Source organism: Amycolatopsis sp. NPDC104775, assembly GCF_055583325.1.
On the sequence record NZ_JBVJOE010000006.1, the window covers coordinates 180,220 to 193,387 of the forward strand.

General features: G+C 67.5%; 13 protein-coding genes. 9 read left to right on the top strand and 4 right to left on the bottom strand.

What is annotated here, in order from left to right; all coding sequences use genetic code 11:
• Positions 1-241 precede the first annotated feature (241 nt).
• The 4 genes from ACZ63D_RS27020 (at position 242) to ACZ63D_RS27035 (ending at position 4,052) form a co-directional block, all read left to right on the top strand.
• Complete coding sequence (locus tag ACZ63D_RS27020) at positions 242-2,131, top strand: acetolactate synthase large subunit (RefSeq protein WP_465357158.1); 1,890 nt, start codon at positions 242-244, stop codon at positions 2,129-2,131.
• Entirely contained in the window at positions 2,128-2,634 is a 507-nt protein-coding gene (gene ilvN, locus ACZ63D_RS27025) for an acetolactate synthase small subunit (RefSeq protein ID WP_184780531.1), read from the top strand. The genes ACZ63D_RS27020 and ilvN overlap by 4 nt, the downstream gene beginning before the upstream one ends.
• A gap of 42 nt (positions 2,635-2,676) precedes the next feature.
• Complete coding sequence (ilvC, locus tag ACZ63D_RS27030; RefSeq protein WP_009074019.1) at positions 2,677-3,690, top strand: ketol-acid reductoisomerase; 1,014 nt, start codon at positions 2,677-2,679, stop codon at positions 3,688-3,690.
• A 98-nt stretch (positions 3,691-3,788) separates the two neighbouring features.
• Entirely contained in the window at positions 3,789-4,052 is a 264-nt protein-coding gene (locus ACZ63D_RS27035; RefSeq protein ID WP_465357159.1) for a DUF397 domain-containing protein, read from the top strand.
• A gap of 392 nt (positions 4,053-4,444) precedes the next feature.
• Here ACZ63D_RS27035 and ACZ63D_RS27040 read toward each other — a convergent pair whose 3' ends face one another.
• Positions 4,445-5,005 carry a TetR/AcrR family transcriptional regulator gene (locus ACZ63D_RS27040; protein WP_465357160.1) on the bottom strand — a complete coding sequence of 187 codons (561 nt, stop codon included), beginning with the start codon at positions 5,003-5,005 and terminating at the stop codon, positions 4,445-4,447.
• Between the two features lie 104 nt (positions 5,006-5,109).
• Between ACZ63D_RS27040 and ACZ63D_RS27045 the strand changes: the two genes are divergently transcribed.
• The 3 genes from ACZ63D_RS27045 (at position 5,110) to ACZ63D_RS27055 (ending at position 7,452) form a co-directional block, all read left to right on the top strand.
• Entirely contained in the window at positions 5,110-5,649 is a 540-nt protein-coding gene (locus tag ACZ63D_RS27045; RefSeq protein WP_465357161.1) for a cupin domain-containing protein, read from the top strand.
• A 97-nt stretch (positions 5,650-5,746) separates the two neighbouring features.
• Positions 5,747-6,427, top strand: a complete 681-nt coding sequence (locus ACZ63D_RS27050; RefSeq protein WP_465357162.1) for a HEAT repeat domain-containing protein — start codon at positions 5,747-5,749, stop codon at positions 6,425-6,427.
• The gene (locus tag ACZ63D_RS27055) at positions 6,421-7,452 is read left to right on the top strand and encodes a MerR family transcriptional regulator (RefSeq protein ID WP_465357163.1); all 1,032 of its coding nucleotides are present in this window, start codon (positions 6,421-6,423) and stop codon (positions 7,450-7,452) included. Before ACZ63D_RS27050 ends, ACZ63D_RS27055 begins: the two co-directional genes overlap by 7 nt.
• A gap of 411 nt (positions 7,453-7,863) precedes the next feature.
• On the opposite strand, the gene ACZ63D_RS27060 is transcribed toward ACZ63D_RS27055, so the two are convergent.
• From ACZ63D_RS27060 to ACZ63D_RS27070, 3 genes are all read right to left on the bottom strand, one after another.
• Positions 7,864-8,760 carry a nuclear transport factor 2 family protein gene (locus tag ACZ63D_RS27060; protein ID WP_465357164.1) on the bottom strand — a complete coding sequence of 299 codons (897 nt, stop codon included), beginning with the start codon at positions 8,758-8,760 and terminating at the stop codon, positions 7,864-7,866.
• A gap of 231 nt (positions 8,761-8,991) precedes the next feature.
• Positions 8,992-9,378 carry a hypothetical protein gene (locus ACZ63D_RS27065; RefSeq protein WP_465357165.1) on the bottom strand — a complete coding sequence of 129 codons (387 nt, stop codon included), beginning with the start codon at positions 9,376-9,378 and terminating at the stop codon, positions 8,992-8,994.
• Between the two features lie 158 nt (positions 9,379-9,536).
• Entirely contained in the window at positions 9,537-10,163 is a 627-nt protein-coding gene (locus ACZ63D_RS27070) for a DUF1345 domain-containing protein (protein ID WP_465357166.1), read from the bottom strand.
• 618 nt (positions 10,164-10,781) lie between these two features.
• On the opposite strand from ACZ63D_RS27070, the gene ACZ63D_RS27075 reads away from it, so the two are divergent.
• Both ACZ63D_RS27075 and serA read left to right on the top strand, forming a co-directional pair.
• Positions 10,782-11,294 (top strand): SbtR family transcriptional regulator, encoded by a 513-nt coding sequence (locus tag ACZ63D_RS27075; RefSeq protein ID WP_465357167.1) that lies wholly within the window; start codon positions 10,782-10,784, stop codon positions 11,292-11,294.
• 80 nt (positions 11,295-11,374) lie between these two features.
• Positions 11,375-12,973 (top strand): phosphoglycerate dehydrogenase, encoded by a 1,599-nt coding sequence (gene serA, locus ACZ63D_RS27080; RefSeq protein ID WP_465357168.1) that lies wholly within the window; start codon positions 11,375-11,377, stop codon positions 12,971-12,973.
• The last annotated feature ends 195 nt before the right edge of the window (positions 12,974-13,168 follow it).

Below are 13,168 nucleotides of genomic sequence, written 5' to 3' on the forward strand. Positions count from 1 at the left end.
CGTCCCGCAGAGTTGACACTCGCCCGGGCGCGCGACTAACGTCGGGCCCGTGATTACGCAGACCGGTCTCGTACTTCCCCAGCGCGCCGACGCTTAGGAAGAGTCCTCTGCGTCGACGCGCGACCCTCGTGCGACCTTACGGTCGGCGGGGGTTTTTTGTTGCGTGAAACCGGTTCCCCGACCGGAAGTACGGCCCAGACAACCCGAACGAGTGACACCGAGAACCCACGAGGCAGAACCGATGACCAGTGCCACGTCGCGCAGCGACGCGAAGCCCGGGCCGACCGCGCCCGGTGTCCCAGGAGCACGTCCGAAACCCGCCCCGCCGGCGGGTACGCCGGTGCGCGTCACCGGCGCGCAGTCGCTTGTCCGCTCGCTCGAGGCGGTCGGCGCGGAGGTCGTGTTCGGCATTCCGGGTGGCACCATCCTTCCCGCCTACGACCCGTTGCTCGACTCCACGAAGGTCCGGCACGTCCTCGTCCGCCACGAGCAGGGCGCCGGGCACGCCGCCACCGGGTACGCGCAGGCGACCGGCAAGGTCGGCGTCTGCATGGCCACCTCGGGTCCGGGCGCCACGAACCTCGTCACTCCGCTGGCCGACGCCAACATGGACTCGGTCCCGGTCGTCGCCATCACCGGGCAGCAGTCGCGCAGCCTGATCGGCACCGACGCGTTCCAGGAAGCCGACATCTGCGGCATCACCATGCCGATCACCAAGCACAACTTCCTCGTCACCGACCCGGCGGAGATCCCGCGGGCGATCGCCGAGGCGTTCCACCTGGCCGCGACCGGACGCCCGGGCCCGGTGCTGGTGGACATCCCCAAGGACGTGCTGCAGGAGATGACCTCGTTCTCCTGGCCGCCCGAACTCCGGCTGCCCGGCTACCGCCCGACGCTGCGGCCGCACGGCAAGCAGGTCCGCGAGGCCGCGAAGCTGATCGCGCAGGCCCAGCGGCCGGTGCTGTACGTCGGCGGCGGCGTGATCAAGGCCGAGGCGTCCGAGCAGCTGCGCGAACTCGCCGAGCTGACCGGCATCCCGGTCGCGACCACGCTGATGGCGCGCGGCGCGTTCCCCGACTCGCACCGCCAGCACGTCGGCATGCCCGGCATGCACGGCTCCGTCGCCGCCGTCGCCTCGATGCAGCGCGCTGACTTGCTGGTCGCGCTCGGCGCCCGGTTCGACGACCGGGTCACCGGCCAGCTGTCGTCGTTCGCGCCGGACGCGAAGATCGTCCACGCGGACATCGACCCGGCCGAGATCTCCAAGAACCGCAAGGCGGACGTGCCGATCGTCGGCGACTGCAAGGAGATCATCGGCGAGCTGATCGAAGCGGTGAAAACCGAGTTCGAGCGCGTCCGTCCCGAGCTGACGGACTGGTGGACGCAGGTCGACTCGTGGCGCGAGGACTACCCGGCCGGCTACGAATGGCCCGACGACGGGTCGCTGTCGCCGCAGTACGTCATCGAGCGGATCGGCGAACTGGTCGGCCCGGACGCGGTGTACGCCGCGGGCGTCGGGCAGCACCAGATGTGGGCCGCGCAGTTCGTGAAGTACGAGAAGCCGCGCACCTGGATCAACTCCGGCGGGCTCGGCACCATGGGCTTCGCCGTCCCGGCCGCGATGGGCGCGCAGTTCGGCCTGCCGGACACCCAGGTGTGGGCGATTGACGGCGACGGCTGCTTCCAGATGACCAACCAGGAACTCGCGACCTGCGCCATCGAAGGCGCGCCGATCAAGGTCGCCGTGATCAACAACGGCAACCTCGGCATGGTCCGCCAGTGGCAGAACCTGTTCTACTCCGAGCGGTACTCCAACACCGACCTCGGCACGCACAAGCACCGCATCCCGGACTTCACGCTGCTGGCTGAGGCGCTCGGTTGCGCGGGCCTGCGCTGCGAGGCCAAGGAGGACGTCGACGCGACGATCCGGCGCGCGATGGAGATCAACGACCGCCCCGTCGTGATCGATTTCGTCGTGGGGAAGGATGCCCAGGTGTGGCCGATGGTCGCCGCGGGCACCGGGAACGACGAGATCATGGCCGTCCGCGGCATCCGGCCGCTGTTCGACGACGACGAGGTTTCGCAGGAAGCCGCTGCCGAGGCCGCCGCTGCGGAGGGAGAGCAAGCATGACTGTCCACACGCTGAGCGTGCTGGTCGAGAACAAGCCCGGTGTGCTCGCCCGGGTCTCGGGACTGTTCTCCCGTCGCGGCTTCAACATCGAGTCCCTTGCTGTCGGGCCCACGGAGAACCCCGAGGTGTCCCGGATGACGATCGTGGTCGCCGTTGAGGAGCTACCGCTCGAACAGGTGACCAAACAGCTCAACAAGCTGGTGAACGTGATCAAGATCGTCGAGCTGGAAGCCGGCAGCGCGGTGCAGCGGGAACTGCTGCTCGTGAAGGTCAGGGCCGACGCCACCGTGCGCAGCCAGGTCCTCGAGACCGTCCAGCTCTTCCGCGCCAAGGTGGTGGACGTCTCGCCGGAGGCGCTCACCGTCGAGGCGACTGGGACGTCGGACAAGATCGGCGCGCTGCTGCGGATGCTGGAGCCGTACGGCATCCGCGAACTCGTCCAGTCCGGCATGGTCGCGGTGGGCCGCGGGGCCCGCTCGATCACCGCCACTTCTCCCCGCTGAACCTCAGATTTCGTGTAAGTACGGAAGGAAGTAGTACCCCCCATGGCAGTGGAAATCTTCTACGACGACGACGCCGACCTGTCGATCATCCAGGGTCGCAAGGTCGCCGTGATCGGCTACGGCAGCCAGGGCCACGCGCACTCGCTCAGCCTGCGCGACTCGGGCGTCGACGTCCGGATCGGCCTGCAGGAGGGGTCCAAGTCCCGGGCGAAGGCCGAGGAGCAGGGCCTGCGCGTGCTGTCGGTCGCCGAGGCGGCCGCCGAGGCCGACGTGATCATGATCCTCGCGCCGGACACGAAGCAGCGCTTCATCTACGAAGAGCACATCGCGCCGCACCTCAAGGACGGCGACGCGCTCTTCTTCGGCCACGGCTTCAACATCCGGTACGACCTGATCAAGCCGCCGGCCAACGTCGACGTCGCGATGGTCGCCCCGAAGGGCCCGGGTCACCTGGTCCGCCGCCAGTTCGTGGACGGCAAGGGTGTGCCCTGCCTGATCGCGGTCGAGCAGGACGCCTCGGGCAACGCCCAGGCGCTCGCGCTCTCCTACGCCGCGGCGATCGGCGGCGCGCGGGCCGGCGTCATCAAGACGACCTTCACCGAGGAGACCGAGACCGACCTCTTCGGCGAGCAGGCCGTGCTGTGCGGCGGCGCGTCCGCGCTGGTGCAGACCGGTTTCGAGGTGCTCACCGAGGCCGGCTACGCCCCGGAGATCGCCTACTTCGAGGTGCTGCACGAGCTGAAGCTGATCGTCGACCTCATGTACGAGGGCGGCATCGCGCGCCAGCGCTACTCCATCTCCGACACCGCCGAGTACGGCGACCTCACCCGCGGCCCGCGCGTCATCTCGCCGGCCGTCAAGGAGGAGATGAAGAAGATCCTGGGCGAGATCCAGGACGGCACCTTCGCCCGCGAGTGGGTCGCCGAGGACGAGGCCGGGCGGCCGAACTTCACGAAGCTCGAGGAGCAGGGCAACCAGCACCCGATCGAGAAGACCGGCAAGAAGCTCCGCGACCTGATGTCGTGGGTGGACCGGCCGATCACCGAGACCGCCTGACGGTTTTCCGGGAGGAGGCCCTGTCGTCCGTTCGCCGGACGGCAGGGCCTCTTTTTCGTTCCAAGGCGGTGCCGCCGAACGGCGGATACGCTGTGCCGATGAGCCGCCCGACCGATGACAAGGCGCACATCCGGCACGAACTCGACCTGACCGGCGCGACCTGGATCCGCGCCGAACCGGCGGGCGTGACCCTGGAGCATTGCGCGGAGTACGCGTTCGTACCGCACTCGGATGGGGTGACCTACGTGGCCATCCGGCAGCCGACCGATCCGGACGGGGCAGTGCTGGTGTTCACGCCTTCGGAATGGGAGGCGTTCACTCGCGGGGTTCGGGACGGGGAGTTCGAGTTGCCGGAGTCGTAGGTCTTCGGTCTGGGCTTTGGGGTTGGACGGGCGGTGTTGGGAGTTGCCGTTCAGTGGCAAATCTCGCGGCACGGATGTTCGGGTCGGCGGTTGAGGTCGTTTCCATGAGCGGCGCGGGGCGGGATCAGAAGGCTCCGGGCGTCGCGCTGAGTTCGACGACCTGGCGTGCTGCCGGGAAGCCTGGTGCCGGGTAACGGAGAGCGCAGCCGTCAGCGAGTCCCTGCACTAGCAGCGCGTTTTCGGTCATTCAGGGTCGCGAGCGTGGGTTCTCGACCCCTGCAGACGCCGGTTGACCAGGCTTTCGCCATTTTGCGGCCATTCCGTCTTGCCCGACCAGGTCGTGCTTTCGGATTGCCGTCAGCCGACGATGTCGCAGTCGGTTCGCCCAAGTCTCAGGACGGGAGAAAGATCGCGGCCGCTGCGTCGGCGAGTGCGTCCGGGCTCGGTGTGTCTGCCTCGGTCTGGGCGAGGTGCAGTAGCCCGAGAATGGCCGCATACGTGACTCGTGCCCGGTGCGCGGCTTGGTCCGGGGAAAGGCCTAGCTCGCGGTAAGTGCGGGTCAGAAGGTGCAGCCGGGCCTGGTTGACGCGACTGACCGCGTCCTTGACCCGCGGATCGTTGCGATCGCCGAGCAAGCTGAGGTGCACTGACGGAGCCAGCGGCTGGACGGCGCGCACGACGGCGGTCAGCAGTTCGCGCAGCCGTTGCCGCGGATCGGCGATCGCGGCGTATTCGGTGAGGCCCGCTTCGCCGTGGTTTCGCCCCCAATCGGCGAGAGCCGCGGTAATCAGCTCGTCCCGGTTGCGGAAGTGCGCGTAGAAGCTCCCTTTGGTCACGCCGAGGGTTCGCGCCAGCGGTTCGACTCCGACCGCGGCCAGCCCGCCGTCCGCGATCGCTTTCAGCGCCGCCCGGATCCAGTCCTGGGCGGACAGCCGGGACGAATCGTTCGCCATGCGCGGAGGATACGCCACCGTATTGACGGTCTCGCTCGTGCTGGATACGGTGGCGTATCCATACGCAACCGTATCCATACGTTGCCGTACTGAGGGGCGCTGAAATGGCACATCCGAACGTTCGCCGAGTGGTCACCGGGCACGACTCCGAGGGAAAGGCCCGCGTGGTCGCCGACGGTGCGGTCGAGCCGATCATCTCCGGCCTGATGCCTGGTTGTGCGATCTACCGGTTGTGGGGCCGGGACGAGCGGCCGGTATTTCCCGACGACGGATCGCCGCGCCGGGCTGAGGCGTACTACCCGCCAGCGGACGGTTCACGGTTCATGATCAACACGATCGCGCCCGGAGAGCTGACCCCGTCGCCGGATCTCGACGTGACGGCAGCCTGGGAAGACCTGGAACGCCAAGCACCGGGGGCGGCCGCCGCGATGGAACCGGACGCGCCGGGCATGCACACCACCGACACTCTCGATTACATCCTGGTCGTCTCCGGCGAGGTCACGCTGGAGCTGGACGACGGGGACCAGACGGTCTTGCGGGCAGGTGATGTCGTCGTCCAGAACGGCACGCGGCACGCCTGGCGAAACCACGGCGTCGAACCCTGCATGATCGTCGGCGTCGCGGTCGGCGCGGAACGGGCGTAGGTGGGTTTCGCCACTGAGCGGCGACGGTTCTTTTTGCCCGCCGGGTTTGACCTTGACATCGTGACAAGGTCTTCACTGGTCGACGGAGGTGATCCCGATGAATTCGACCCAGATGAATCCCCAGCTTAAGCGGCTGATCGAGGCGTTGGGCGCCGGGAACTCGTCGACGCGGCTGCAGGCTGCTCTGACGATTGGAACGCACCCGGACAGCCCAGGTTTCATCGAGGCGCTCGTCGCACGGTGCGCGATCGAGCCGGACTTTTACGTGCGCGACATGCTCACTTGGGCGTTGACCCGGTTTCCGGCGGAGGACACTGTGCCGCGGCTTCTCGTCGAGCTGAAGTCCCCAGTGGCGCAGGCCCGGAGCCAGTCGCTGCACACGTTGTCCAAAATCGGCGACCGGAGCGTATGGCCGGCGATCACTCGATCGTTGCTGCGTGACGCCGACGACGAGGTCGCGAGAAGCGCCTGGCGGGCTGCGGTTGTCCTCGTACCGGACGGGGACAAGGCCGGGCTGGCCGCGGAACTGGCGACTCAACTCGGACGAGGGGACCGGACCGTGCAGCTCAGCCTCAGCCGGGCGTTGGTCGCGCTCGGTCCCGTGATCGAGCAAGCATTGGAGGCCGCAGTGACGAATGCTGACCCGGCCGTTCGGGCCCACGCCGCCGCTACCGAGCGGCTGCTCCGCGACCCGGACACCGGTTTTGACCAGGCCGTGGACGAGGCGAAACGGATCGTCGCACTCGGCCCGGAGCGGGCTCAGGAAGCCTCGTGCTGATCGGTGAGGTCGCCCGCCGCTCGGGGGTGAGCACTCGGATGCTGCGGCATTACGACACCCTCGGGCTGGTGCGGCCGACCGGCCGGACCGTCGGTGGCTATCGCGAGTACTCCGCGGACGACATCCGCCGGATCTTCCACGTCGAGAGCCTTCGGTCGCTCGGGATGTCGCTACGGCAGATCGGCCGGGCGCTGGAGGACCCCGCCTTCGTGCCAGCGGAACTGGTCGGCGACCTCATCCGGCGGACCGAAGACCGGTTGAAGCGGGAACAGGAACTGCTCGACCGGCTTCGTGCGGTCGATGCCTCGGCACCCTCCGGTTGGGAGGGTGCCTTGCGCATCGTCGAACTGCTGCGCGGGCTCAATTCACCGGGTGCCGCGCGTCGGCAGCAGACCGTCCTGGCACCGGTTGATGACGTGCCGGTCCCTGCCGAGGTGCTGGCTAGAGCGGTGCTCGCCGAATCCGATCCGAACGTCGCCGGCGCGCTGCGATGGGCACTCGCCCGGACCGACGGCGACGGGGTGGCGAATGTAGCGTCCGGCCTTCGTTCGGAGGATGCCGACATCCGCCGCCGCGCGATCCTCGCACTTGTCGAATTACCCGGTGATGAGGCGACCGCGGTGTTGAAGGACGCGCTCGCTGCTTCGGATGTCGAGGTCCGTCGGCATGCGGCGCTCGCTTTGGGCGCGCGCGGTGCTGAGGAGGCTGTGCCGACACTGGTCGAAATGGTCGTCGAGGGGCGAAACGACGTCGAGGCGGCGGAGGTTTTGGGCGCGCTGGCGGGTGGGGGAGTGGACGGGATTGTGGGTGCGTTGGTCGATGCGTCGGCGGTGCATTCTGCGGATTCCGCGGTGCGAATCCGGTTGACGCAGGCGCTCGCGGAGATGCCGGGGACGCTCGCGTTGGGGGCATTGCAGCGGTTGGCGGGGGATGGGGATCGGGCTGTGGCGTTGGTGGCTTCGGCTCTCGTGAGGGTGGTTGAAGAGCGGGAGGGTGTTGATGGCGAGAGCTCTGGGGTCTCGTAGCGGGACGTGATCGGCTGGGGGAGATTCGGGGGACCGGGGCTGGTCAGCGGGATTTGCCAGTTAATGGCGAAAGTTGGAGTGGGGTGTGTTGCCGCGCAGTGGCGACTGGCGGGGCCGGTTGGGTGGCGGCTTGCGCGGGTGAATTGCCGTTGGTTGGCGAATGTGGCTGGGAGGGCTGCTGTCACGTGACGGGTAAGTGTTCGCCGCTAGACGGCGAGGACTCGGGGCGGCGGGTGTCGCCATTGAATGGCCAGAGTTAGGGCGGCGGATGTCGCCGTTGAGTGGCGAGGTTCGCGGCGGAGGGCGTTTGCCGTTGAATGGCAAAAGCCTCGACGGCGGTTGTTGTCGTCGAGCGGTCGCTGCGGTGGTGAGGGTTGCCGTTCAGCGGCGACGTGCGTCGAGGCGTCGCCGTTATTCGGTGACGCGGGCGATGAGGTCCGGCAGGCGGCCGGTGGCCGCGGCCAGGGCGAGGTGGTCGCCGTAGTCGCGGGATTCGACGATTTCTCCGTCTCGGATCCGCATCGCGAAGATGTTGTTCAGCTGGAAAGGGGTCCCGGAGCTGGTTTCGCCTACGTAGGCCGATTCGCCGATGATGACTTCGGGGTCGATGCTCAGGTGGAGGACCAGGTCGGTCACCGCGATGCGGAAATCCGCTGCCGCGCCGGCGGCGAAGTGGGCGCGCAGGTCGTCTCGGGTGCGGAGTACGGGGGCACCGGGCAGGAACGGGTGTCGGACATCGGTTTTCGCCGCATAGAGGTCGGGGAGTTCGGACCAGCGTCCGTCGGTGACGCCGAAGACGACTCGTTGGAATATGCCTTCACGGCTGCTCGGGGAGAAGAGTTCAGCGGGGCGTGGGGCGATGGAACGAGACTCGTAAGCGGGTGCTTGGGCATACGCCTCGGCTAATCCCGCAGTCGCGTTTTGGATGGCGGCCAAGCGCAGGTAGTCGTGATAGTCGCGGGTGTGGGTGAGGAGTCCGTCGCGGGCGCGGAGGACTTGGATGTTGGCCGTTTCGGTCGTCCAGCCAGTTTTCCTCGACTCGGCGGTGTACTGGTATTCGGCGACGATGACGTCGGGGTCGGCGGTTTCGTGGATCGTTACGCCGTGGCGTTTGAGGCGAAGGGTGTTGCCCAAGCCGCTGACGAAACGGTCGTGCACTGCGGCGCGGCCTTCCATGCGGCCGGGCCTCGGCACTGCGGTGGGGTGTTCTACGACGGTGTCCTCGGCATACAGCTGTGCGAGTTCGGCGAAGCGGCCGCTGGTGATTCCGGTGGAGAGCTGGTCGAACAGGTCGCGTGTGGTGGACATGAGGGTCTCCGCTAGGTGGGTTAACCGGAGTCGGTAGTCCGCTACGATACGGACTATCGACTCAGGTTGTCTAGCGGGAAGTGTTGCCGGTTAATGGCGACGGAGTCGATGCAGCAATTCTTGTGCGGCGGTGCTGTCGCAGGCTTCGGGTCCAGCCTTCGGCGGTGCTGTCCCAGAGGGCGTCGCGGGCGGTGAGGTCTGCGCCGGCGGCTACGAGGATTTCGATGACTTTCAGTCGGTTGCTCTAGTCGTCCAGTTCGCGCCGCGCGACGCCAGGGTGCAGATTGCGGCTCTCTGGTTGTTTCGGTCGGCCCAGGCTAGTGATTCGTCGAGGATCTCGATTGGGTCGTTTGTGGGTCGCCAGAAGGGGAAACCACTGTGCGGGCGGTAGAACTCACGGTGTGCGCCGGCTGCTGGAGAAAGAGTCCCATTTGGACTGACGAGTTCATCCAGTAGTGCGTCGTCGCCGAGACCGGCTGCGACGTGCAGGTTATGAAGGGACCGTTCGTACGATGCCAGTTTCGGCGACTGCGTGATTTCCCCAAAATAGGCCACGAGGAGCGGGGTTCCGCCGTCGCCGCGGCCGGAGACGGTCAAGGGCGCGCCAGCGTTGATCAAGATGTCGGAGTCCTTCCTGCCCTTGCGTGCCCCGTGGTCCGCTGGCACCGGGCAGGGAAGAAGAAAAGCTCGGCAACTCGTGGTACGGGGGTGGGCTCAGCCCTTTCCGCGGACAGGACGCGGCCCCTGCCGCGCGAAGACACTGTAACTCAGACGGGTCAGCGTCCGCCGGTGATGACGCTGACTGCGATGCCGAGCGTCGCTGTGTTGTACATGAACGACAGCACACTGTGTGCGAGCACCAGGGAACGGATCGACGTCGTGCGTGTTTCGACGTCTGAGACCGCGAAGCTCGTCCCGATGGTGAACGCGAAATAGGTGAAATCGGCCAGCGTGGGACGTTCGGTCTCGGGGAATCGGAAGTGTTGTGTCGGCAGGCTGTCGTAGTACTTCTGGGCGTAGCGTTCCGCGTAGCCGAAGTGCAGGATCGCCCAGGCCAGCAGGACTGCGGGGACCCCGACGACTTTCGCGGCGGTCGGGTCGATGCCGGCCGTTTCCGGCAGGACGATCGACAGTCCGCTGGTGACGCCGACGAGGCTGGTCAACAAGGTGAACAGCAGTCCCAGCCGACGGCCGAGGACGCCTTTGAGCCATCGGGCGTCGGTGTGGTCGACTTTCCGGCTGCGGGACACCCGTGCGATCCGGATGGCGAGGTAGACCAGTGCGAGCAGGTCCCAGAAGAGAAGGGCGAGGACGTTGTTGTCCTGGATGAAGGTCAGGATTCCCAGTGTCAGCAGGACCAGTTCGACCATCCGGGACACGGCGATGGCGAGTTTCGTGAACACCGGCGGCTCCCGGGGCGAACGCGGGCGAGGCGTCTCGCGAAGATAACAGCGGGTTGTGGCCGCTGAACGGCGAAACAGTCCCGGCAGGGTCGTCCTTTCAGGGGAAGTCTTTGCCCGGGACGCCCGCGGCCGACGCGCAGGTGCTGGAATGCCTCTGATGGCCGGGGAAGTGCCGGTATGCAGGGGATGGACGGTTTCGCCGTTTAGTGGCGAATCCCTGGTGAGCGCGGGTTTCAGGGTCCGGGCCGCGACTGCGGGCGGCCCAGGAAGCTGGAGACGTCGGGTATGAGCCGAGGGGTATTCGCGAGAAGCTCCGAAAGCCTCACCTGGAATCAGGGGCGAGGCGACGCCAGCTGTCCACTGGGGTTTCAGGTTCGGGGCTCAAGGCCTGGACGCAGACGTGACCTGCCTCGGCGTGGAGGTGCGCGCGGATTCGCTCGTTAGTGCCGCCTGCCGAGGTTGGCCTGTGACGTTTTCGCGAGCGATTTTCCTCGCCTGCAACGGATCCGCGTCGAGGACGTCGGCCTGCTCGATGGCTAGGTAAGCGTCGGGTCCCATCGTTCCCCGGGCGAATGTGGGTGCGTGCTGGAGGCGCAACGCACGGGTGTGTGCCGACTGGTGGGAAAGTCGCGCGATCCCGTCGCGACGGTCGACGTCGTGGTCGTTTCGAGCAACGGCGCGTCCTGTGCCGAACGCTGTGTCGACGCATCGCCGAAGACGTCGCCCGCAGCCAGGGGTGACCTGCTGAGGGACCGGTTCGACACCCAGGAGGAAAGGCGCGCTCTCGACGCGCCGTACACCTGGCTCATCGGCTTCGGCGAGACCGCCGCCGTTTACCGTCGTCTTACCGGAATCCGGCCCGGCGCGTTCGACGAGCCAGGGCCGCGGCTGCACGCCTCCCGCGAAATGATGCAAGACGCCGTGTCCCAACCAGTGGACACGGCGAAAGCGGCTGGCGGTTTCCGCATCGACGTGCCGGTCCGGGAGCTGCTTTTGCTGCTGCACGGTGCTTCCTGGGCCGGATCCCACCTTCCGGGAGGCGGCGGTACAGAGCGCCTGATGAGGCTTGTCTTCACCGGATTACGAACAAGTGAACAGCGGGGGCAGCGGGCTGTCAGCGCACCGCGTTAAACTCCCGCGAGTCCGGGCACAACGACGTGCGCCGCGAGAGAGCGTCCTCGATTTCGTGACCAGATAGTGGGAGCCGCATCGTGACCAAGCCCAGCAAACCCGTAGTCCTCATCGCGGAGAAGCTCGCGCCCTCCGTGCTGAGTGTGTTCGGTGAAGAGGTAGAGGTCCGGCACGTGGACGGCACCGACCGTCCCGCTCTGATCGAGGCGGTGAAGAGCGCCGACGCGCTCTTGGTCCGATCCGCCACCAAGGTCGACGCCGAGGTGCTCGGGGCGACGACCCAGCTGAAGGTCGTGGCCCGCGCGGGCGTCGGCCTGGACAACGTCGAGGTCCCGGCGGCCACTGAGCGCGGCGTGCTCGTGGTGAACGCTCCGACGTCGAACATCGTCTCCGCCGCTGAGCACGCGGTCGCGCTGCTGCTCGCGGTCGCCCGTCGCGTTCCCGCCGCCGACCAGAGCCTGCGCGGCGGCGAGTGGAAGCGCAGCTCGTTCTCCGGCGTCGAGATCAACGGCAAGACGGTCGGCGTCGTCGGGCTGGGCAAGATCGGCCAGTTGTTCGCCCAGCGGCTCGCCGCCTTCGGCACGAAGCTCATCGCGTACGACCCTTATGTCTCGGCCGCGCGTGCCGCCCAGCTGGGCATCGAGCTGGTCACCCTCGACGAGCTGCTGGAACGCGCCGACGCGATCTCCATCCACCTGCCGAAGACGCCGGAGACCAAGGGTCTCATCGACGCCGAGGCGCTCAAGAAGACCAAGCCGGGCGTGATCATCGTCAACGCCGCCCGTGGCGGTCTGATCGTCGAGGAGGCGCTGGCCGACGCGGTGCGCAGCGGCCACGTCGGCGGTGCGGGCATCGATGTGTTCGTCACCGAGCCGACCACCGAGAGCCCGTTGTTCAACCTGCCGAACGTCGTCGTCACGCCGCACCTCGGCGCGTCCACGGCCGAGGCGCAGGACCGCGCGGGCACGGACGTGGCGCGTTCGGTGCTGTTGGCGCTGAGCGGCGATTTCGTGCCGGACGCGGTGAACGTGTCCGGTGGCGGCGCGGTCGGCGAGCACGTGCGGCCGTACCTGTCGCTTACCCAGAAGCTCGGCCAGGTGCTGACCGCGCTGAACCCGAAGGCTCCGTCGTCGCTGACGGTTGAGGTCAAGGGCGAGATCTCCAGCGAAGACACCGCGGTGCTGAAGCTGGCGGCGCTGCGCGGGCTGTTCGCGGGCGTGGTCGAGGACCAGGTCACCTTCGTCAACGCGCCGCGGCTGGCCGAGGAACTCGGCGTGCAGGCCGAGCTGGTTTCCGAATCGGAGAGCCCGAAGTTCCGCAGCCTGGTCACGCTCCGCGCGGTGCACGGCGACGGCACGACGCTCACCGTGTCCGGTTCGGTCACCGGCAAGGACGAGGTCGAGAAGATCGTCGAGGTCAAGGGCAGGCACTTCGACCTGCGCGCCGAGGGCGACGTGCTGGTGATCGAGTACCCGGACCGGCCCGGCGTCATGGGCCGCGTCGGGACGCTGCTCGGCGAGGCGGGCATCAACATCGAAGCCGCGCAGATCAGCCAGAGCACCGACGGTTCCGACTCGATCATGCTGCTGCGCGTCGACCGGCACGTGGACACCAACGTGCTCGAGCCGATCGGAGCCACCATCGGCGCGCACACCATCCGCGCCGTCGACTTCAGCTAGTCCCGAACACGCGGAACGGCCCCTTTCCCGGACTCCGGGGGAGGGGCCGTTCTGTCGTGCGCCCGCACCGGCAACATTCGGGTAACGGACGTTTTTCCGCACGAAAGTAGGGGTTTCGGACAGCTAGGTTCTTGCCGCGAGGCTGAACCACGCGCCGTGAGAGCACGGTGCGGCGCCAGTGCTCACCCGTCGGGG